24 protein-coding genes are annotated in these 17729 nt (G+C 44.5%); all 24 read left to right on the forward strand.

Going from position 1 to position 17729, the window contains the following annotated elements; translation table 11 throughout:
• Positions 1-2 precede the first annotated feature (2 nt).
• The 24 genes from PG418_RS01010 to PG418_RS01125 all read left to right on the forward strand — a co-directional run bounded on the left by PG418_RS01010 (position 3) and on the right by PG418_RS01125 (position 17718).
• Positions 3-722 carry a hypothetical protein gene (locus PG418_RS01010; protein WP_117636138.1) on the forward strand — a complete coding sequence of 240 codons (720 nt, stop codon included), beginning with the start codon at positions 3-5 and terminating at the stop codon, positions 720-722.
• Positions 723-3935: a phage tail spike protein gene (locus PG418_RS01015; protein ID WP_117636137.1), complete on the forward strand. Its 3213-nt coding sequence runs from the start codon at positions 723-725 to the stop codon at positions 3933-3935.
• Between the two features lie 11 nt (positions 3936-3946).
• The gene (locus PG418_RS01020) at positions 3947-4078 is read left to right on the forward strand and encodes a hypothetical protein (RefSeq protein WP_276688758.1); all 132 of its coding nucleotides are present in this window, start codon (positions 3947-3949) and stop codon (positions 4076-4078) included.
• Positions 4044-4460 (forward strand): hypothetical protein, encoded by a 417-nt coding sequence (locus PG418_RS01025; protein WP_117636136.1) that lies wholly within the window; start codon positions 4044-4046, stop codon positions 4458-4460. Before PG418_RS01020 ends, PG418_RS01025 begins: the two co-directional genes overlap by 35 nt.
• Positions 4461-5315: a hypothetical protein gene (locus tag PG418_RS01030; protein ID WP_117636135.1), complete on the forward strand. Its 855-nt coding sequence runs from the start codon at positions 4461-4463 to the stop codon at positions 5313-5315.
• A gap of 12 nt (positions 5316-5327) precedes the next feature.
• The gene (locus PG418_RS01035) at positions 5328-7007 is read left to right on the forward strand and encodes a hypothetical protein (protein ID WP_498836953.1); all 1680 of its coding nucleotides are present in this window, start codon (positions 5328-5330) and stop codon (positions 7005-7007) included.
• Positions 7008-7390: 383 nt separating this feature from the next.
• On the forward strand, positions 7391-8647 hold the full coding sequence (locus tag PG418_RS01040) for a Reverse transcriptase (RNA-dependent DNA polymerase) (RefSeq protein ID WP_117636133.1): 1257 nt from the start codon (positions 7391-7393) through the stop codon (positions 8645-8647).
• Positions 8607-9305, forward strand: a complete 699-nt coding sequence (locus PG418_RS01045; RefSeq protein ID WP_117636132.1) for a DUF4376 domain-containing protein — start codon at positions 8607-8609, stop codon at positions 9303-9305. Before PG418_RS01040 ends, PG418_RS01045 begins: the two co-directional genes overlap by 41 nt.
• Entirely contained in the window at positions 9305-9739 is a 435-nt protein-coding gene (locus PG418_RS01050; protein ID WP_117636131.1) for a putative ABC transporter permease, read from the forward strand. Before PG418_RS01045 ends, PG418_RS01050 begins: the two co-directional genes overlap by 1 nt.
• Positions 9736-9960, forward strand: a complete 225-nt coding sequence (locus PG418_RS01055; protein ID WP_117636130.1) for a hypothetical protein — start codon at positions 9736-9738, stop codon at positions 9958-9960. Before PG418_RS01050 ends, PG418_RS01055 begins: the two co-directional genes overlap by 4 nt.
• A 43-nt stretch (positions 9961-10003) precedes the next feature.
• Positions 10004-10354, forward strand: coding sequence for a serine/threonine protein kinase (locus PG418_RS01060; protein ID WP_117636129.1), 351 nt, complete (start codon positions 10004-10006; stop codon positions 10352-10354).
• A gap of 129 nt (positions 10355-10483) precedes the next feature.
• Positions 10484-10834, forward strand: coding sequence for a hypothetical protein (locus PG418_RS01065; protein WP_117636128.1), 351 nt, complete (start codon positions 10484-10486; stop codon positions 10832-10834).
• 24 nt (positions 10835-10858) lie between these two features.
• Complete coding sequence (locus PG418_RS01070) at positions 10859-11179, forward strand: hypothetical protein (RefSeq protein ID WP_117636127.1); 321 nt, start codon at positions 10859-10861, stop codon at positions 11177-11179.
• A gap of 43 nt (positions 11180-11222) precedes the next feature.
• The gene (locus PG418_RS01075; RefSeq protein WP_117636126.1) at positions 11223-12809 is read left to right on the forward strand and encodes a phage tail tip lysozyme; all 1587 of its coding nucleotides are present in this window, start codon (positions 11223-11225) and stop codon (positions 12807-12809) included.
• Between the two features lie 907 nt (positions 12810-13716).
• Positions 13717-13926 (forward strand): hypothetical protein, encoded by a 210-nt coding sequence (locus PG418_RS01080; RefSeq protein WP_117636125.1) that lies wholly within the window; start codon positions 13717-13719, stop codon positions 13924-13926.
• A gap of 10 nt (positions 13927-13936) precedes the next feature.
• Positions 13937-14452 carry a hypothetical protein gene (locus PG418_RS01085; RefSeq protein WP_181974003.1) on the forward strand — a complete coding sequence of 172 codons (516 nt, stop codon included), beginning with the start codon at positions 13937-13939 and terminating at the stop codon, positions 14450-14452.
• 18 nt (positions 14453-14470) lie between these two features.
• The gene (locus PG418_RS01090) at positions 14471-14983 is read left to right on the forward strand and encodes a hypothetical protein (RefSeq protein WP_117636124.1); all 513 of its coding nucleotides are present in this window, start codon (positions 14471-14473) and stop codon (positions 14981-14983) included.
• A 48-nt stretch (positions 14984-15031) separates the two neighbouring features.
• Positions 15032-15187, forward strand: coding sequence for a hypothetical protein (locus tag PG418_RS01095; RefSeq protein ID WP_181980263.1), 156 nt, complete (start codon positions 15032-15034; stop codon positions 15185-15187).
• 11 nt (positions 15188-15198) lie between these two features.
• Entirely contained in the window at positions 15199-15987 is a 789-nt protein-coding gene (locus PG418_RS01100) for a hypothetical protein (protein ID WP_117636123.1), read from the forward strand.
• A 2-nt stretch (positions 15988-15989) separates the two neighbouring features.
• Positions 15990-16280, forward strand: a complete 291-nt coding sequence (locus PG418_RS01105; RefSeq protein ID WP_117636122.1) for a hypothetical protein — start codon at positions 15990-15992, stop codon at positions 16278-16280.
• Positions 16274-16543 carry a LexA family protein gene (locus PG418_RS01110; RefSeq protein ID WP_117636121.1) on the forward strand — a complete coding sequence of 90 codons (270 nt, stop codon included), beginning with the start codon at positions 16274-16276 and terminating at the stop codon, positions 16541-16543. The genes PG418_RS01105 and PG418_RS01110 overlap by 7 nt, the downstream gene beginning before the upstream one ends.
• Positions 16540-16884: a hypothetical protein gene (locus PG418_RS01115; protein WP_117636120.1), complete on the forward strand. Its 345-nt coding sequence runs from the start codon at positions 16540-16542 to the stop codon at positions 16882-16884. The genes PG418_RS01110 and PG418_RS01115 overlap by 4 nt, the downstream gene beginning before the upstream one ends.
• Positions 16885-16892: 8 nt before the next feature.
• Positions 16893-17258, forward strand: a complete 366-nt coding sequence (locus tag PG418_RS01120; RefSeq protein WP_427565889.1) for a helix-turn-helix domain-containing protein — start codon at positions 16893-16895, stop codon at positions 17256-17258.
• A gap of 157 nt (positions 17259-17415) precedes the next feature.
• On the forward strand, positions 17416-17718 hold the full coding sequence (locus PG418_RS01125; protein ID WP_117636118.1) for a hypothetical protein: 303 nt from the start codon (positions 17416-17418) through the stop codon (positions 17716-17718).
• Positions 17719-17729: the final 11 nt, after the last annotated feature.

The following is a 17729-nucleotide window of genomic DNA, read 5'->3' on the forward strand; positions in this document are numbered from 1 at the left end:
GAATGCCAGTAAAAGTAACGGGCGTGTCTTTCGATGGCGCCCATTCATATAATGACTGGGGATTGAAGCTGAAAAGCGTGTCTATCGGAGTTCCGAAAGCAAAGACGGTATACGTTAGTGTAAATGGCATGAATGGATCCCTGGATCTGACAGAAGCTCAAAATGGTGGCGTAGTGTATGAAATGCGAACACTGAAATTTACATTTGACGCCAGAGATTGTAGCTACATCCGCTGGACTGGACTAATCAGCAGAATTGCGAGAGCGATCGAGGGGAAGGAAAGGCGGATCATCCTGGATGTCGATTCCGGCTATTATTATACCGGACGGTGTCATATTGACACTAAGAAAACTAATGAGGAGCTTGCGGAAATCAGTATTGAATGTACGTGCGATCCTTATAAGCTGGATGTCACATCTTCCAATGAACCGTGGAAATGGGACACGTTCAGCTTTATAGATGGAGTGATCCGGAATACTTCAGACATTGACATCAACAGTCTGACATCCTGGAAAGAGATAATCCTGGACGGATATCCGTATAACGATACGCTGAAAATTATTTCAAACGCCTCAATGAAAGTAAAATACAGAAACGGAACGTATGATATATACGCCGGAGAAAATATCATGTATGACATTGAACTTTACGAGGGAGAGAATAAGCTGTACTTCCAAGGTAAAGGAAAAATAACAATCGTTCACAGAGGAGGTATGTTGTAAATGTATACAATTAAGGCTTTTGTGGATGGGAAAGAGTACATGATCCATAACCCACGGGTTAAGGCACTAATAGTCGGGGATCCCTACTACCAGAAGGGAGATAATGTGAACGGGCAGGCTGAGTTTTCAGTCTACCCGACACACCCGTATTACCAGTACGTGAAAAAGCTCACTACTGACATTGTTTTCTACAAAGATGGAGTAGAAAAATTTGCTGGGCGAGTTCTCTATGATGACGAAGATTCCAAGGGTGTTAAGAAAGTATTCGTCGAAGGAGAACTTGCCTATTTTTGCGACAGCATTCAGAGACCGACAGTGTATCATAATATTTCGGTCAAGAATTACCTGAAAACAGTAATTGACAATCACAATTCCCAAGTTGAGGAGCGAAAGCAATTCACACTGGGACGTGTATCGGTTACGGATCCGAACGATTCCCTATATCGGTACGCTAACTGGGAGACTACCAGAGAAACCCTAAAAGATAAGCTGGTAGACAGACTGGGAGGGCATCTTGTAATCCGGAAAGAGGATGGCATCCGCTACCTGGATTATCTGAACGATGATGAATTTTATACCAAGAACAGCCAGGAGATCAGGTTCGGAAAGAATTTGCTTGATTATTCTAAAAACATGGACGCTTCTGACCTAGTAACGTGTGTTATCCCTCTGGGGGCGAAATTGGAGGAATCCAGCATTGAAGGTCTGGAAGAGAGACTGACAATCAAAGAAGTGAACGGGGGCGTTGATTACGTCTCTGATGACAGTGCAGTAGCAGCTTACGGAAGGATCTACAAGACCGTTACGTGGGATGATGTAAAAGTAGCATCAAACCTGATGAAAAAAGGACGGGAATATCTGAAAAGCGTACAGTTTGAGAATATGGTCCTTGAATTGAAAGCTATTGATCTGAATCTGACGGATGATGATATCCAGGAGTTCGAGGTCGGAGATCTGATTCGTTGTGTTTCTCCTCCACATGGGCTTGATTCAAAATTGCCATTGTCAAGCCTGAAAGTATATATTAGCAATTTTGCTAAGAATACCATTACATTAGGCACGGAAAAACAGAGCAACACCTACACATCCTCAAATAGCCATACAGCCGAGGAAATAGAAAAGACTATAAATTCTATACCGAGCAAAGGAGAAATCCTCCAGGAGGCGTTACGGGACGCTACGAACCTATTAAACGACATGAACCAGAATGGTAATGCGATCCACACAAAAAATGAGTTCATTGTCTCAGATACTCCAGGAGTAGCCAACGCAAAGAACCTCTGGAGATGGGGGCTGGGCGGACTTGCTCACTACAGTAATGGATATGACGGTCCGGCTGACGGAGTAGCACTCACGATGGATGGTAAGATCAACGGAAAGATGGTTATGGCAAACAGCATCGTGGCAGAATCCATAGATGCAGGCTACCGAACTTCCGTAGAGAAGAAGATTTTTGAAAGTGAAACGGCTGCGAAAGATCATGCAGACAAATCCGTAAGAGTAGCCCGTGAGGAGATAGAGAACTCCATAACCAACATGGAGAACAAAATTGCACTGTCCGTAAGAAGTGTGAAAGAAACAGTTGCCAGAAAGAACTACATTGCCGGAGGAGAGCAGGAAACGCTTGATATCGGCAAATTTACGTTATCTGGAGCAACCGGAAACTGCAAGGTTGAAAAATCAGAGTTCCGGAATACAAAAGCATTTAAGCTGACATTTACCGGATCCGGATCAGTAACACTGACACAAAATCTAGGGATCCTGGAAGCTGGAAAATATAAGATTGCTGTTGAAGCAGCATATCCGGAAGGATCGAAGTACCGCCCTTCCTACATCCAGTATGGATTTTCGGAGAACAAAGCCACCTCGTACCTGAGTGGATATAATCCGGATGAATTTAATGCTTTTAGCAAGGAAGTACTGATTACCAGGGCGTCAAAATCTGTGGCAGTGACAGTATACGGATATTCCGGATCTGTACTGTACATAACAGACATTCGCTGTCTCAGGGATATGCAAGAGCTTCTGGATGACATAGACGCCAAACTGGAGGTCGAAGTTGGGAAAGTAGCTGCATCGGTCAAAGAAGTATATACCAATGTTCAACACGATTACTGCCAGAACGGCAGTTTTTCTGATTCTGAGGACGCTTTCAAAAACTGGTACAGATCAAATACAACCTACATCACGAAAGTTCAGGATGGATCGAAGAACTGGGCGTTGTTGGATCGAGAGACACAGACATCCAGCTATTACCTGAGACAAATTGTAAAAGTTCCAAAAGCAGGCCCATTTACAGTGAGATTCAAGGCAAAGTGCGGAGAAGGTCAGACATCACGGATCCGGATCTATTTTGCCGGAACCAATAAGTACACAGATGCCGGAAGCGTAACAGAAACGTATAAAACTTTTGAGCTAGAGTTCAATAATGTAACTGCCAATTCTTGGTACTTCTATGTTTACAACTATACTTCCGGAACAAAAGTTTATATCACGGATATTGAGATCCTGGGGTATATCTCAGGATATTCGGAAAGCCAGCTTCAAGTGCTGAAAGATTCTATCGAATCCGAGGTGTCAAGAGCTACCGCCGGAGAAGAAAAACTTTCTTCGTCGATCAAGCAAAACGCCACAGCTATTACCTCAAAGGTAAGCAAAGGAGAAATGGGATCTTACATCACACAGTATTACAACAACGTGATTATAGCTTTCAATAAAAACTCAAAATACGTGCAGATCAACCCAGGAGAAATTGCTATTTACAATTACGGAGTAGAGAACTCTAAGAAACGTGCTGTATTCGATGAAACGGGTAATCACTTTTACAGAGATGGGTATTATGTCGGAGCGATCGGCACAAACCAGTGGGCAGGGAACAATGCTCATAAGGGATTAGTGTTCGATTTGGAACCACAAGGAAAGTATATGGCATTTGCTCAAAAAGCAAGTTCCTCAGCTACTTCCTACACTACTATGTTGTGTTTTAGCCGTGCAAACAGTATTTACGATGAATACGGAGTGAATCTGGGATGCAATTTGATTGGAAACTGGTATACATTAAAAAATTTCAAAATTGGAAGCATATCAGCAGGAGGATATACGGCTTTTAGCGGAGCGATACCGATTGTGTGCGAGATAACAAACAATGGCAATAGCTGGACGTATTCTCATTTGAGAGTATACAACGGAATTATTGTCGGCTACTGGAATTAGGAGGTGAGAGCATGGAACTTATTTTTCCGAAAGGTGAAGAACCTAAAAAAACAGCAAAAAACAGTGTAGCTGTAGGAACCATCAAAAGAGAGCAGGAGGTAGAAAAAGATGGAAGAGAGAAAGAAACCAACCAGACCGTTTAGTGTGATTTATGCAGATGCAAAACAAGCTCTGACAAGGCAGATTGGAAATACAATGGCGGCTTACGGGCTGCCTATTTTTATGGCAGAAGGAATCCTAAGTGGGATCCTGGCTGAGATCCGAACTAATGCCGGAAATGAGTTGGCAGACGATACCGCAAGGTATGAGGAAGAACTAAAGGAGTATTACGAAGCCCAGACTAAAGAGATGCAAGAGACTTTTGAAAAAGAGAAAGCTGACCTGATCCAGGCTTTTGAAAATCCGGTCGATCCGGAGGATCCTGGAGAAGCTCCCAGTGCAGAACCGGATCCGGATCCAGAACCACAGACCACGGAAGAGAAACAGTGCATTGAAGAGGAGACTGAAATCGAGGAGGTGGACTAAATGGCAGATATCTCTCAAGAGGTTGAACAGCTGAGAAACGCTGAATACGGGGAAGAAGTACGAAGTGCCTTTATTTCCTGCATGGAAAAGATACATGAAGAAAACGAGAGTTACAACAACATCAAGACCGAAGTTGCAAAATCAGCTGCTACCATGAAACAGCAGGTGGAGGCGATCGACACGAAGTCTGCAGAAGTTCAGAAAGCATTGCAGGATCTGACAACTGCTATCTCGAACGGGAAAACCCAGCAGACAGCTCTTGAGACCGCCACAAAGAACGGGAAAACCCAGCAGACAAACCTTGAAAACGTCACGAAATCGGCAAAAACCCAGCAGACTGCGACCGAGACTGCCACAAAGAACGGAAAAAGCCAGGAAACGGCATTACAGAAAGTTGTAGACAATGCGAAACAGATTGATTCTGCGATCCAGACATCAGTAAGTGCTGCGAACGCTGCGGCTGCAAATGCAAACCAGGCAACTTCCCTTGCTTCTACAGCAGCTGGATCTGCGAACCAGGCCGCATCTACAGCAAATACGGCTGCCGGAAATGCAGATAAAGCTACGAAAGCGGCGAATGAAGCTGAGAAAGCACGTGCCAATGCTGAAAGCTCCAGAGTGAGGGCGGAGGAGGCAAGATCCCAGGCTGAGACAGCTCGCACCAATGCCGAGACTGCCCGTGCTAATTCGGAAACTACCAGAAATCAGAATGAAGAGAAAAGGCAGGCAGATACAGCAGATGCCATTGCCAAGGCGAAAGAAGCCACAGAGTTACTTGTCAACCAAGCCAATACCATTGCGTTCCGGATCAACGAGGGCGATAGTGGTCTTGACGTTGTTATTTTAAGTGCATAGGAGGTAAGTTAAGTGAGTGAAACTATAAACATTCCAAGAGACACGACAATGCAGTTACTTGTGAAAGTACACAGAGATCAGATCGCTGGAGAGATGGATCTGAAATACAAAGAGAAAGTTGCGGCGGCTACTTCTAAAGCAGAGGTGGACGCCCTTTTTGCTGAATGGTGGAAGATTCAGTACAATCCGGATCTTTACACGAAGTCTGAAATGCTGGAGAGATGGTTCGGAAATGTTCTGGTTGATACAAGAGTTCACGGAGCAACCACACCAAGATATTCCAAGAGCACGTCCATGATCGGAGAGCTAACGGATGATTCTGCCGGATTAACATGCACACCGTCCACAGAATCAACAGCCGGATCCGATCCTTTTGCACACCTTCCACAGTTCTGGTGTCTTGAGGTTGCGGCAGAGAAAAAAGCAGATGGTTCCCATGAGATTTTTTATGTGGAGCATATTGACGATACTGCAAAGGTCAGAGGCGGAGAACACCTGTGCTGGGTTCTCCAGAAGAATACCTACAAGAGAGAGTGGCAGGATAAAGATTATAAATATCTGAAAACCAGATGCACACCGGCACCGGGGTATAAGAGATGGAAAGAGGGAACCGATCGAACCGGAAAAGTGCATGAGTATATGGCACACCCGAAGTACTATGCCGGAATTGATGCAGACGGGGGTATCACATGCGGAACCGGATTGAAGCCAGCCAACCGAACTTCCCACCAGACAGGCGTAACCAGATGGAGAGGCAGAGGAGCACAGTATTCCGGAGCTTCCGGATCTCTTGTTAAATTCCTGGATGCTATGATGCGTTTGAAATATGGACGTAAAGGAAATTCCGGAAAGATTGAAGGTTGCACAAATTACAACTACCAGTACACAGTTGCAGTGAGTGAGACTGGAGTAGAAAGGGTAATTCTGACAAAGGAGCAGGCTGCAAACCTTCTGGTTGGCTCGGCTGTTATGCTTGGCATTCAGAGCGGATCTGACAGAAACACAGCAAGTAACTATTCTATCTTCGATGGAAAACTGATTACAGCCATCGAAACAGTGACTATTGAAGCAAAAGAATATTCAGCAGTCTATGTGGACAACGGAGGAAAGACTTTTGACACAACAGCCGGAAGCACATATCTTTCTACAAGCCCGTATTATTCCGGATGGAATGATAATGTTCTTGGCAGAGATGGTAGCCGATACAGTCCAACTTCCGGAAAAGAACCGGGAATGATCCAGGGTGTTGAGTTTATGAACGGATCCTATCTGATTGTCTCCGATGAATTATGGCAGTGGAGCCAAGATGCGAATGAGAATTATTGTTTTGATTGCTACAAATGTTACGATCAGTCAAAAGTAGGCTCTGCAATCAATGAGAACTACGAAAAAGTAAATGTTCCAACATTGGTATTTCCGAAAGATACGGCTGCCTGGACATGGAAGTATATTACTGATAATGCAATCAATGATGATGTTCTCTGGCCAGAGGCAACCAACGCAAGCGGAAGCGGCGTTGGAGTGGGAGCTGGCTTCTTTTGCGGCCCTGCGGCGTCTGGTGTTCGTGCGGCTTGGTGCTTTGGTACCTTGAACAGCGGTGGTAATGCTGGCGTTCCTTGCCGTTACTCGTACTATGGGGTGTCTGCCGCTAGCTGGTACGGCTCTCTCGGAGCACCTGGTCTTGAGGGTTAAAAACGGGGTGAATGCGAAGCAGAGGGGCAGTAAGCCCCTTTATTGTCTTATTTGCAAATAAAATAATTTTAGGGTTATACGGTGTCTGGGAGCTGGCTTCAATTGCGAACCTGCGGCGTCTGGTGTTCGTGCGGCTTGGTGCTTTGGTAACTTGAACAACGGTGGTAATGCTGGCGTTCCTTGCCGTAACTCGAACAATGGGGTGTCTAACGCTAACTGGAACGGCTCTCTCGGAGCAACTGGTACAATTTTGAAAAGAGTATTAAAAAATCATTGCATCGTATAATCCTCGCTTATGTGCGAAAATAACTTGAAACCAACGAGGCTAGTACCTACGGGGAAAGCCACGGAAGTAACCAGATGAATATTAAGGAGGTTGATGTGTGAAAACATATTGCAAACCAGCAACGGTCAATATTGAGGACTGGAAATTTAATGAACTTGCCGTTGTGGAATGCTTCCGGAATAAGCGGAGCAGAAAAGATTTCCAACGACTGCTATGCAAGACCGGGAAAATAACAAAGCGTGAGATCGTAGAGGATCAGTTGAATAAGGATTTTAAACGAACCCTGGAAGCTGAATCAGAAGTAGCAAAGATGCTGACGCAACGTATAATCAACCGAGATTTACAATTAAAACCGATTCGCCAATTTCAAAGAATTGACGGACTGACGCAGAAGCTCCGTGATATCTGCCAGGAATCTCCAGAACAGCAGGTATTTGAATATATCGGAGTATATGCGTTGAAACCTCTTTTCAGAGCGAAGATTTTACCGATCCAGTACGGGAGCATCCCGAATAAGGGAGGCGTAGCCGGAAAGCGGAAGATCGAAAGACTGCTCCGGAAGAAATTTCACGGCAAGGTAGTTGCCTTGAAAGGAGATGTAACAAAGGCTTATCCCTCAGTGACGGTTCCAATCGTCATGGAGATGCTGAGGAGAGACATAGGCAAGAATAAAGTGCTGCTATGGTTCCTGGGTGCTCTTATGAGCAATTATCCTGGGAACCATCTTTGCATAGGCGGATATCTTCCGGCATGGCTATTCAATTACGTGATGTCTTATGTATTGAGATATATCTATGAGCAAGCTCAGATACGCAGAGGAAAGCGGAATAGGCTTGTATATGCGATTGTATGCTATGCAGATGATTTCACGATCTATGGCGATGTTTCAAAGCTGAAAAAGGCAATGAAGAAAGCCACGATCTGGGCTCATGACAAGTTTGGATTGAAGATTAAGGATATCTGGCAATTCTACCAGATAGCTTCGTTTGATGAAGAACGGGAGAACCTGGAAGAGCGAAGAAAAGGCAGCAAGAAAAGGACGCCCGGAGTTGATATGATGGGCTATGTAGTCCGGAGGAAATACACGATCATCCGTGGGAGAGTATTTCGGAGAATCCGGAGGCAAGTGCTCAGAGCCTGGGAAGATTTCAAGGCGAAAGGATTTATCCCATGGTGGAGAGCCTGCCGGATTGCAGCATACAAAGGCTGGATAAAGCATAGCAACAGTTTGAAATTCCGGATGGAGTATTGTTTTGATAAGCTATTCAAAATGTGTTCATACAGTGCAAGTAAGCACGGAAAGGAAGTAGAAAATGAGAAGAGAATCTTACTTATCGCAGCCCTCAGCAGTTGAGGTCTATCCGGTATTTTCCGGAACAGATGTTATCATGCGTAAAAACATTGAGCTGGTGGATAAAGAGGACATCCAGGATGGAAAGAAGAATAAGTACAAGGTGTGGGAGTGCGAGGAGGTCCAGTTCCATTACCAGGGCAAAGTAAGCCAGGAAGAGATCGAATCTGATTTTGATTACTGGTACGCAAAAGCGGAGGAGGTTCCGGATCCTTCCAGCGTGGAAGATCTGAGCCTGGAGGATGCCAGAAAAGCGAAATACCAGGAAATCGCATCAGCATGTGAGCAGACGATTTACGCCGGAGTAGATGTGAGCACATCTTCCGGAGTGGAACATTTCAGCTTGACAGAAAAAGATCAGTTGAATCTTTTCGGAAAGAAAATGCAGTTGTTAGCTGGAGAGGAAAAGCTGGAGTACCATGAGGACGGACATCCTTGCAAGTATTTCTCGGCTGAGGACATGCAGAACATCGTCAATAAAGCAATGTTCCATGTATCATACTACACGACATATTGCAATGCCCTGAATATGTGGATCAAGTCGGTAACGAAGCCTGGAGATCTGGATCAGATCCAGTGGGGAGCAAAAGTTCCGGAAGAGTTCCAGAATGAAGTTCTGAAAGATTACATGAAAACCATTGCATCCGGAGGTATTGCATAGTGAAAAAAATCATAAAGTACCTGACACTCTTCCTGATCGGAGGAGTTTTTTATTATTCCCTGGAAGTGATCTTCCGGGGATATTCATTTCCGGCAATGGCAGTGTGCGGAGGCTTATGCTTCATCATTTGCGGAGTGATTAACGAGAGATCACGATGTATGCCGTTGGTTCTCCAGCAGTTGATAGCTGCATCCGGGATCACAGTGATTGAGTTCATTTCCGGGTTGATCCTGAATGTATGGTTGGGACTGAATATGTGGGATTACAGTAACATGCCCGGAAATATACTCGGTCAGATATGTCCGCAATTTACGCTGCTGTGGTTCTTTTTATCAGCATTCGGGATCTTCCTGGACGATCTGATCCGGTGGCTTTTATTTGGCGAAGAGAAACCTCACTATCATCTTTTCAGGAAAAGGAAGGGCGATAAATGACAAAGTTACAGATTATCTCCAAATTATGGTCGGCAATCTATGATCTAATCTTCCTGATAAAAGGGACGCCAACTAAAAGTCTGGAGGAGATCGAAGCAGATCTTGACGTTATCGAGTACGCATGCCGGAGGTATGCAGATTGCGATGATGATGAGATATCAATTAGCAGCGAAGGAGGTGTTGCATATGCAGATACGAGCGCAGCCCGGAAAACGAATTAGCTCAAAAGTTCCGAAGTAATAGGAGAAAGGAGACACAGATCCAATGGACTTATTGATAGCTGCCGGAGTTCCATCAGCGATCACAGCTTTTTGTTTTTGGCTGATCGAAAGAAAAATCCAGGCAAGAGCAGAAGCTGAGAAAGAGGAAAGGCTAAACCGACAGAGAGAGCAGGACGCCAAAGAAGAAAACAGGGAAAAACTCCAGTACATGACAGTAAAAGCCCTGGACGGAGCTCTTGCATTGTCAGAAGCTACAGCAAAAGCTATGCAGAGAATCCCGGACGCCAAGTGCAACGGAGACATGCACAAAGCCCTGGATTATGAGCAGGAAGCGAAACACGATCTGGAAAATTTCCTGACACGTCAGGGAGTAAATCATATAACCGGAAACTAAAAGCACTAATCGGCTCAAATCCGCATGATAGTAGCTTATGCAAGGAAATTACCATGTAACCAATTAACAAAGCCCCATGAGGCTGTACGGAAGCCTGAGAGGGCATGAAAAGAAATGGAGGAAACAAGAATGGAATTAGTAAACGTATTATCTCAGATCCCATTGCCAGTAATTGCAGTGGCTCTTCTGATCTTAGCGATCATCACGATTGTTTTAGCTTACCAGTATGCAAAGATGCAGGGGCTGGACGGAATCCGTCAGGATGTATATCAGCTGATCTTGAAAGCAGAGCACATCTACAATGAATCTGGTCAGGGCAAACAGAAATTAAAGTATGTTGTAAGCCAGGCAAGAGGATTGTTACCTAAGTGGCTCCAGATATTCGTTACCGAGGAAGCAATGATGAAGGTTATTGATAAATGGTTTGAGGGGGTAAAAGATCTTCTGGATGATGGAAGAGTAAATGGCTCCCAGAAATAACTCTCAGAGAAGGGAGGGAGTGCTATGTGGGATGTAATCCTATTCGTGTACCTTTTAGGGATCTTATTAAGTCAGCCAGTATACATCTGGGCGATCGGGACGTTATGTAAAATGGAGGATGAGGACGAAGAACTCTATTGCCAAGATAACGGTCTGTACTACGAACCAAGAGAACCGAACTACCCGTTGGTAATTGTACTCTTGGTTTTGGCAGGGATCTTCTGGCCGCTTGTAATTTTATTTGCAATATTTTTACCACTTACATTTATCCTGATGGACAAAATGGGGCAGTTGGATCCGGAAGAGGACGAAGAGCTGGATCCGGAAGAGGACACGTACTTATAACTGGGTGGGGAGAAATCCCCACTCTTTTACGTTGGAGGAAGTTATGGCAATTATACGAAACACCTATACAGACGCATTATTTAATGGTTTGATGGCTGCTGGATGCACAATATACGGAGCATGCGGAGCCATGGGGAATATTTACGCAGAATCCGGGGCAAATCCCCGTAATCTGGAGAACCTCTGCGAGAAGAGGCTGAATTACAAATACACCGATGACACGTACACAACAGCAGTAGACAGCGGAGAGATCTCAAGAGATCTTTTCTTGCATCCGTTGGGAGATTCCAGACAATACGGTTATGGTTTTTGCCAGTGGACGTCCGCCGGAAGAAAAGCAGGACTGTACGATCTGGTTAAATCAAAAGGCGTGTCGATCGGAGATCCGGACACTCAGGTTGAGTTCATGCTGAAAGAATTGCAGCAGAGCTACAAGAGTGTTCTGCAGGTATTAAAAACGGCAACCTCAGTCCAGGAGGCGTCAGATATCTTCCTGGTAAAATTCGAGGTTCCGGCAAATACCGGATCAGAAGTCAAAAAGACAAGAGCTTCCTACGGGGAGCAGTACCTGAAAATCTATAAAGACATCGAAAAGGAGGAAACAAACATGAGTTTAATTTCAAACAGCGGACATGATGAAAGCGGAAAGTATTCAGGAGGAAAAGCTGGAGATCAGACCGGGACAGAATGGGCTTTGATTCCATGGTATAACAGACCTTGGAAGTGCGTTCTGAGACATCCGGATGCAAAAGTTAGAGCAAAGCTGGCAGAGCTTGGGATCAAAGCTGCTAAAAATGATTTGGTCGGTTACGATCAGGGACAGAGAGGTACATACTGGGAGCACCTGAAAGCAAGTAATTTCGATCCTTCACAGATCACAATCGCTTGCGAGGGGGATTGTTCTGCCGGAGTGATCGCTAATATTAAAGCGGCTGGTTATCTTCTGGGGATTGATGCACTGAAAAACATTAACGCCACATATACGGGTAATCTGAGATCCGGAGCAAAGGCGGCTGGATTCCAGGTATTAACAGAATCGAAGTATCTTACTGGTCCCGATTATCTTTTAGCCGGAGATATCCTTTTGAACGACAGCCATCATACGGCAACAAATGTCCAGGATGGTTCTAAGTCTGGAGGAGCCGGAACATCTGGCTCAGGATCAACAAACAGCGGATCCGGAACAATTTCCGGAGGCAACAGTAAGACAGCAAACATCAAGAACGGTCAGCAATGGTTGAATAGTAATTACGGCGATAAGCTGATCCAGTTCTGCGGAGCTAAACTGGAGGTAGATGGATCCTACGGTCCAGCTTCCAGATGGGGAGCCCTTGCGATCTGGAAAGATCTTATGAACCGTAAGTATGGAACAAAGCTCACTCCGACAAACGAGAATTTCTATGGTTCATGCAAGGAAGTAGCCGGAAAAGCCGGAGTTCACAGTGGAACGGTCGGTACATTCACATTCATAGCTCAGTTCATTTTATCCGCAAAGGGATATTACACCGGAGCCATGGATGCCAGCTGCGGAAGCAAGCTGGTAGAGGCGATCACAGCATTCCAGAAAGCGAATGGTCTGGATGCTGACGGATGGTGCGGAGCCAATACCTGGTACGCACTTTTCAACTAAGAGTAATTTTTTAACTAGCAAACCAAGTCTGTAACGCATAAGTAACAGCAAACCTTTTGGTCGAGGAAATAATATGTCACACACGCCCTGGGTATCTCCGGATGCCTGGGGCATTTTTTATTGTCTGAAAATCTAGTAAAATTCTGAAAAAGGCTATACAGCAAACAGTCTTTTTGTCAATGTGGTTTTTCCACAAATCAGCAAAGCTCCAGTTGTGCAAAATTTTGATTTCGCACGAAAATAAATTTTAGGATCTGATTATTGCCCGTGAAGAAAAAGGCGATCTGAGGCATTTTAGGCACATCCAGGCGAGCGAGTTTGTTCCTGAAAAAGGTCAAAATCCGGATCAGAAGCCCGGCATGGTTGAAATGCACAAAAACAGGTTCAGAAAACGTACATTATCCACAACGCACTGTGGAAAGTGTGGAAAAGTACCATAGTGCGTTATGTGACGTTCACTGTAGCATATACAGTGACTATCACAGTGATGTCACAGTGACATTTCACAAGTGACAAAAAGCATCAGATCCGGATCCTCGGCAAGAGCATTTTCCTGATCCCGGTAAAAAGGTATTCTCAACAAGTGTTAGGTGTTTCTTCCTTATATAATGCAAGCAGCCCGTGATTATCACAGTGATTGCTACAGTGATTATCACAGTGACTATCACTGTATACGCTACAGTGATTTTTTATCACATATATATTATTTATTATATATAAATATTATTTTTCTCTTTTCTTTGCTTCTTTCTTTTCTCTTTCGTGACGCTACAGTGAGCATCACAAAACCCATCCGGAAAAATATTTTTAATTATTTGCAGAACACGCCTTGACATAACGCACTACAGTGAGTTATACTTCAAGCATCAAGAAAAACAAACACACGAACGGAAAAGAGGAAAACGAAATGAAAAAATATAAAATCTATTTCAGAATAAACGAGTACCTGATGATTAACGATTACGAGGAAATCAAGGGCGATCTTGATTCAAGAGTAATCGCTGGCAAGGATGAAGACGATGCTATTTCAAAATTGAGAAAATCACTTGAAAGATACATGAAGGGCACAGAAACAAGGTCATATGATCTGGAGATCGGATCAGTCGAAGAAAGATAGGAGGAACACCATGAGATATAAAAACGAGGACGCTAACAGATACAGAGTAAATTTTATGATTGCTACAGAAAAGCTCATGGACAAGCTCACAGTCAGAGAATTTATTTCATACCTGGAAGAAAAAGCGGAATTTGAAGATACCACACACGAATACATTGACGGAAAAGTGGTTGAATGTAAAGCATATGACCTGAAAGAAGAAAACAGCAATCTTCACAAAGAATTTCTTGTAACAAGCGATGGCAGAGTGTTTTACTGGAGAACTTTGATGGATAAAATCGAGCTGATAGACGAAGAGGAAAGCAAACCGGCACCGGAGCAGAGAGCAAGAAACCTGATCGGATCCCTGGCAACATCACAGCTTCTGGATCAGTGGGAAATGACAACCACCATGACAGATCCAAACACATCCACGCTGAGAGGATGGTTCATGGACGAGCTGGAGAAAAGATTTCCGGATCAGTTCGACAAATGGTTAGACAGTGATTGCAGAGACGAAGATCTCAGAAAATTCATTTACGCATAATCGGGAGGTAGAGACATTATGGCAGCAACAATTATTCAGTTTCCACAGACACACAGCAACATCTTTTTGAACCTGACACAGCTTATCAATCTGGCATCTGACAACCAGGTAGTAGAGGAGTATGCAGAGATCATGGCAGTTTGCCATGAGGAGGGCGATTTCAAACCTGGAGAGATTGAAACGCTCCAGGAACAGATCCGGACAAGACGCCTGGAAAATGCAAGACCGGAAGAAAAGCCAGCAGTGATTCCGGAGAAACCGGGGCTGTACTGCTACACTCCAGAAATGGGAGAACAGAAGCCAAAGTGTCAGATCGAAGCAGAGCGGAGCTATTACGGCAGACATTACCACATCAACACTCCGCTGGAGCTGAAAGGCAGAGGGATCAAAAAAGATGGTGTGAAAGAGGCGAAGAACCTCAGACCAAATTATCAGTACATGGCTGGATGGTTTGAATACACAGTAACCGAAAGAGCTTTTGAAAAGCTCCAGGAACAGTACACAATCAGCCAGGAGTTGCTTCTGGATTGATTACATAGTGCCGACCGGAGGCGGCAGACCTCCGGAGATGGAGAGAGCATGGAAAACATGAAACCGATGTTGCTGACAAATAACCAGCGGAAAATGCACGGGTTACCGCTATGGAGAAAGAAAAACCGCAAAAAGAGACTTTATACACGTTGCGAGGCAGACGAGACAATCACGGCATTTATTGATTATTGCAATCAAGAGTAGGAGGTACGGAGATGGGAGGAGAAAAAAGAACACTTTCGTTTGGAATCACGGGAGAGTTTATTACTCAGATCGCTAGGGAGTGGTTTTACTCTGGGGAAAAGAGTATTGAGAAAATCATGGAAATCCTGGTGGACAGTATGACCGGAACAGACACACCGAAAGCTCAGATCCGGAGGTATGCAGAAGATATCCTGATGGGAAGAGCAGCACTGAAAGGCAATACTGCTGACGGAACGTACCACCTGGAAACATATGAGCCAGGAGAAGAGGAAGAGCTACCAAGTGGTATGAATGTCTGGAAGATACCTCAGTCGAAAAAAGCCTTGAAAAGTGATCTGGATAGAATGACAGAAAGGTTCAATGTGGCAATGGAACATCTTTCGGAAGGCGAACAAAGAGCAGTAAGAAAAGAGCTAGGAGAGGAAACGAACGAAGATAGAGAGCAGGCGAGACTTGACAGCTTCATAACCCGTATGATGGATGAAAAAGAGCATACAACCGGAGATTTCGGGTGGTTGGAGCCGAATGGAACTTTCCATGAAGTTGAGTGGGGAGAACACCAAGACTGGGCGAATAAATACGTGGAAGAGAATTACCCGGATCAGAGCGAAGATATATTTGACGCTGGAGGCTGGCTTACAGATCGGGGCTGGGTACTGCTTCACAATCCATCGCAGGGGATCGCATTTGCGACCGGAAGCCTGGTTAGAGACATGACAAAAGCACAGAAAGAGTTCTTGTATGATTATTACACGGAGCGAGATTGCAAGAAAGAAGCTAATGAAGTTTGGAAGGAGTAAAAATGTGGAGCATACCGAATGAGGATGAATACTGGGAGCGGAGACGTGAAGAGTATGAGAGAGTTCCAAAGGACTGGAAACCGGAACCAGAGCGGCAGATCCTGAGCCTGGATGACGAGCTAGATGATCTGGAAAAAGAATATGGTTGCAAGTTGGAAGATCTGAACGAGCCGGACATCGAGGAAATAGTATTCCGGATCCGTGGCGAATATCCGATGTCGGCAGAATACGATCCAGCATTTATAGCAATATTTTACAAAGTGGATCCGGATTGGAGGTACAATATATGGTAGAGAAAAAGGTAATAAAAAGACGTCACAAAGATATTTTGAATTTTTGTAAGCGATACATGAGCGAGAAGGGATTTCCACCGAGTGTCCGTGAGATCGGGGACGGGATCGGATTAAAGTCCACCAGCTCAACGTGTCATTACATGCAGGAAATGCGTGAAATGGGGCTGATTATTTCTGGCCCGGAGTTTTCTCCGAGAGCGTTTACACTTCCGGGGGCGAAGTATGTATTTGATGATGACCTGGAAGGAGGCACTGAGGCATGATTCAGAAAGCAGAAAATATAATCTTGAAGAAAAGATTGCGAAAGCGATCGGAAAAGCTAAAAAGGCAGAATGAACGCATCAGGAGGCGAGAGACAGAGAACCGGAACATAAAGAATAACATGAGAAGGACAGCCCAGGAGTTGGAGGACATCAAAGGTTCTCTGACAACTGGGTTTTGCCAGTACTGTGAGACACACAACATGTTTTCCTGGGATCCGGAGTGGGGGTTGGTTTCCTATTGCCCCCGTTGCGGAGCTAGAGTAATGCTGTGCCAGATGTGCGACAAGTCCGGATCTAGGTGCGATTATGACGCACGATTGGATATTTGCTCCGAAATGTAATATACGCCTTGACAAGCCGATCCTTCCTGGAGTATGCTATAGCAAACGGAGGGAAAGCCATGGAAGTGATTGAATATATTAAGCAGACAATGAAAGAAGAGGGCGTTACTCAGATGGAGTTAGGACGAAGAACAGGATTAACGAGACAATCGGTGTTTGATGTCCTGACTAGGGCAAATCCAAACTTTAACACCGTGAGAAGAATATTCAACGCACTAGATCGTGATATAGACATCAGGAAAAAAGATGGAGGTGAGTTGGATATTGATAAAAACTCACTGTACGCTGTTTTTGAACGGGAAGCACCTGGATTCGGAAAACTGAAAGCGATCCTGGAGGCTATGGGATATGAATTTCAATATGTGAGAAAATAAAGAAAAACGCACTGTTTTAGAGGCATAAACGCATGCCTCTAATTTTTTTACAAAAAAATGCAGAACACGCCTTGACATAACGCACTACAGTGAGTTATACTTCAAGCATCAACAGAAAACAAATGAACGACACGAACGGAAATGGAGATAGAAAGATATGAAAAAGAGCTTATCAAAAATGAACACAAATGAACTTAGAGACCTGGCTGCAGAACTGGGAGCTGACAGAAAGAAGTTATATGGAACCTCAAAACAGAGCCTGATCCTGACGATCGACAGACTGAGAAAAGAGGCAGCCAGCAAAGAGAATTACATCATCGTTGACGAGAACGACAACGTAATGTTTGGGGGACAGCACTACACAGAGGTTGGAGCTGATAAAGTCTGGAACATGTACAACGGCATCTACGAGGATGAAAACGGCGAGAGATACATCTATATCAAAAAGGTTGAGGAATAGGAGGAAGCGGA

It is taken from the genome of Bariatricus sp. TF06-38A (assembly GCF_027690675.1).
Taxonomy (GTDB): Bacteria; Bacillota; Clostridia; order Lachnospirales; family Lachnospiraceae; genus Allocoprococcus; species Allocoprococcus comes.

Bases quoted from the DNA above. Each gene is read 5' to 3' on its own strand.
- PG418_RS01080 (WP_117636125.1), top strand. From the start codon at position 13,717: ATGAAAAAATATAAAATCTATTTCAGAATAAACGAGTACCTGATGATT.
- PG418_RS01095 (WP_181980263.1), top strand. From the start codon at position 15,032: ATGGAAAACATGAAACCGATGTTGCTGACAAATAACCAGCGGAAAATG.
- PG418_RS01025 (WP_117636136.1), top strand. From the start codon at position 4,044: ATGGAAGAGAGAAAGAAACCAACCAGACCGTTTAGTGTGATTTATGCA.
- PG418_RS01015 (WP_117636137.1), top strand. From the start codon at position 723: ATGTATACAATTAAGGCTTTTGTGGATGGGAAAGAGTACATGATCCAT.
- PG418_RS01070 (WP_117636127.1), top strand. From the start codon at position 10,859: ATGTGGGATGTAATCCTATTCGTGTACCTTTTAGGGATCTTATTAAGT.
- PG418_RS01075 (WP_117636126.1), top strand. From the start codon at position 11,223: ATGGCAATTATACGAAACACCTATACAGACGCATTATTTAATGGTTTG.
- PG418_RS01055 (WP_117636130.1), top strand. From the start codon at position 9,736: ATGACAAAGTTACAGATTATCTCCAAATTATGGTCGGCAATCTATGAT.
- PG418_RS01125 (WP_117636118.1), top strand. From the start codon at position 17,416: ATGAAAAAGAGCTTATCAAAAATGAACACAAATGAACTTAGAGACCTG.
- PG418_RS01030 (WP_117636135.1), top strand. From the start codon at position 4,461: ATGGCAGATATCTCTCAAGAGGTTGAACAGCTGAGAAACGCTGAATAC.
- PG418_RS01065 (WP_117636128.1), top strand. From the start codon at position 10,484: ATGGAATTAGTAAACGTATTATCTCAGATCCCATTGCCAGTAATTGCA.
- PG418_RS01085 (WP_181974003.1), top strand. From the start codon at position 13,937: ATGAGATATAAAAACGAGGACGCTAACAGATACAGAGTAAATTTTATG.
- PG418_RS01010 (WP_117636138.1), top strand. From the start codon at position 3: ATGCCAGTAAAAGTAACGGGCGTGTCTTTCGATGGCGCCCATTCATAT.
- PG418_RS01090 (WP_117636124.1), top strand. From the start codon at position 14,471: ATGGCAGCAACAATTATTCAGTTTCCACAGACACACAGCAACATCTTT.
- PG418_RS01060 (WP_117636129.1), top strand. From the start codon at position 10,004: ATGGACTTATTGATAGCTGCCGGAGTTCCATCAGCGATCACAGCTTTT.
- PG418_RS01020 (WP_276688758.1), top strand. From the start codon at position 3,947: ATGGAACTTATTTTTCCGAAAGGTGAAGAACCTAAAAAAACAGCAAAA.
- PG418_RS01115 (WP_117636120.1), top strand. From the start codon at position 16,540: ATGATTCAGAAAGCAGAAAATATAATCTTGAAGAAAAGATTGCGAAAG.
- PG418_RS01045 (WP_117636132.1), top strand. From the start codon at position 8,607: ATGAGAAGAGAATCTTACTTATCGCAGCCCTCAGCAGTTGAGGTCTAT.
- PG418_RS01110 (WP_117636121.1), top strand. From the start codon at position 16,274: ATGGTAGAGAAAAAGGTAATAAAAAGACGTCACAAAGATATTTTGAAT.
- PG418_RS01100 (WP_117636123.1), top strand. From the start codon at position 15,199: ATGGGAGGAGAAAAAAGAACACTTTCGTTTGGAATCACGGGAGAGTTT.
- PG418_RS01105 (WP_117636122.1), top strand. From the start codon at position 15,990: ATGTGGAGCATACCGAATGAGGATGAATACTGGGAGCGGAGACGTGAA.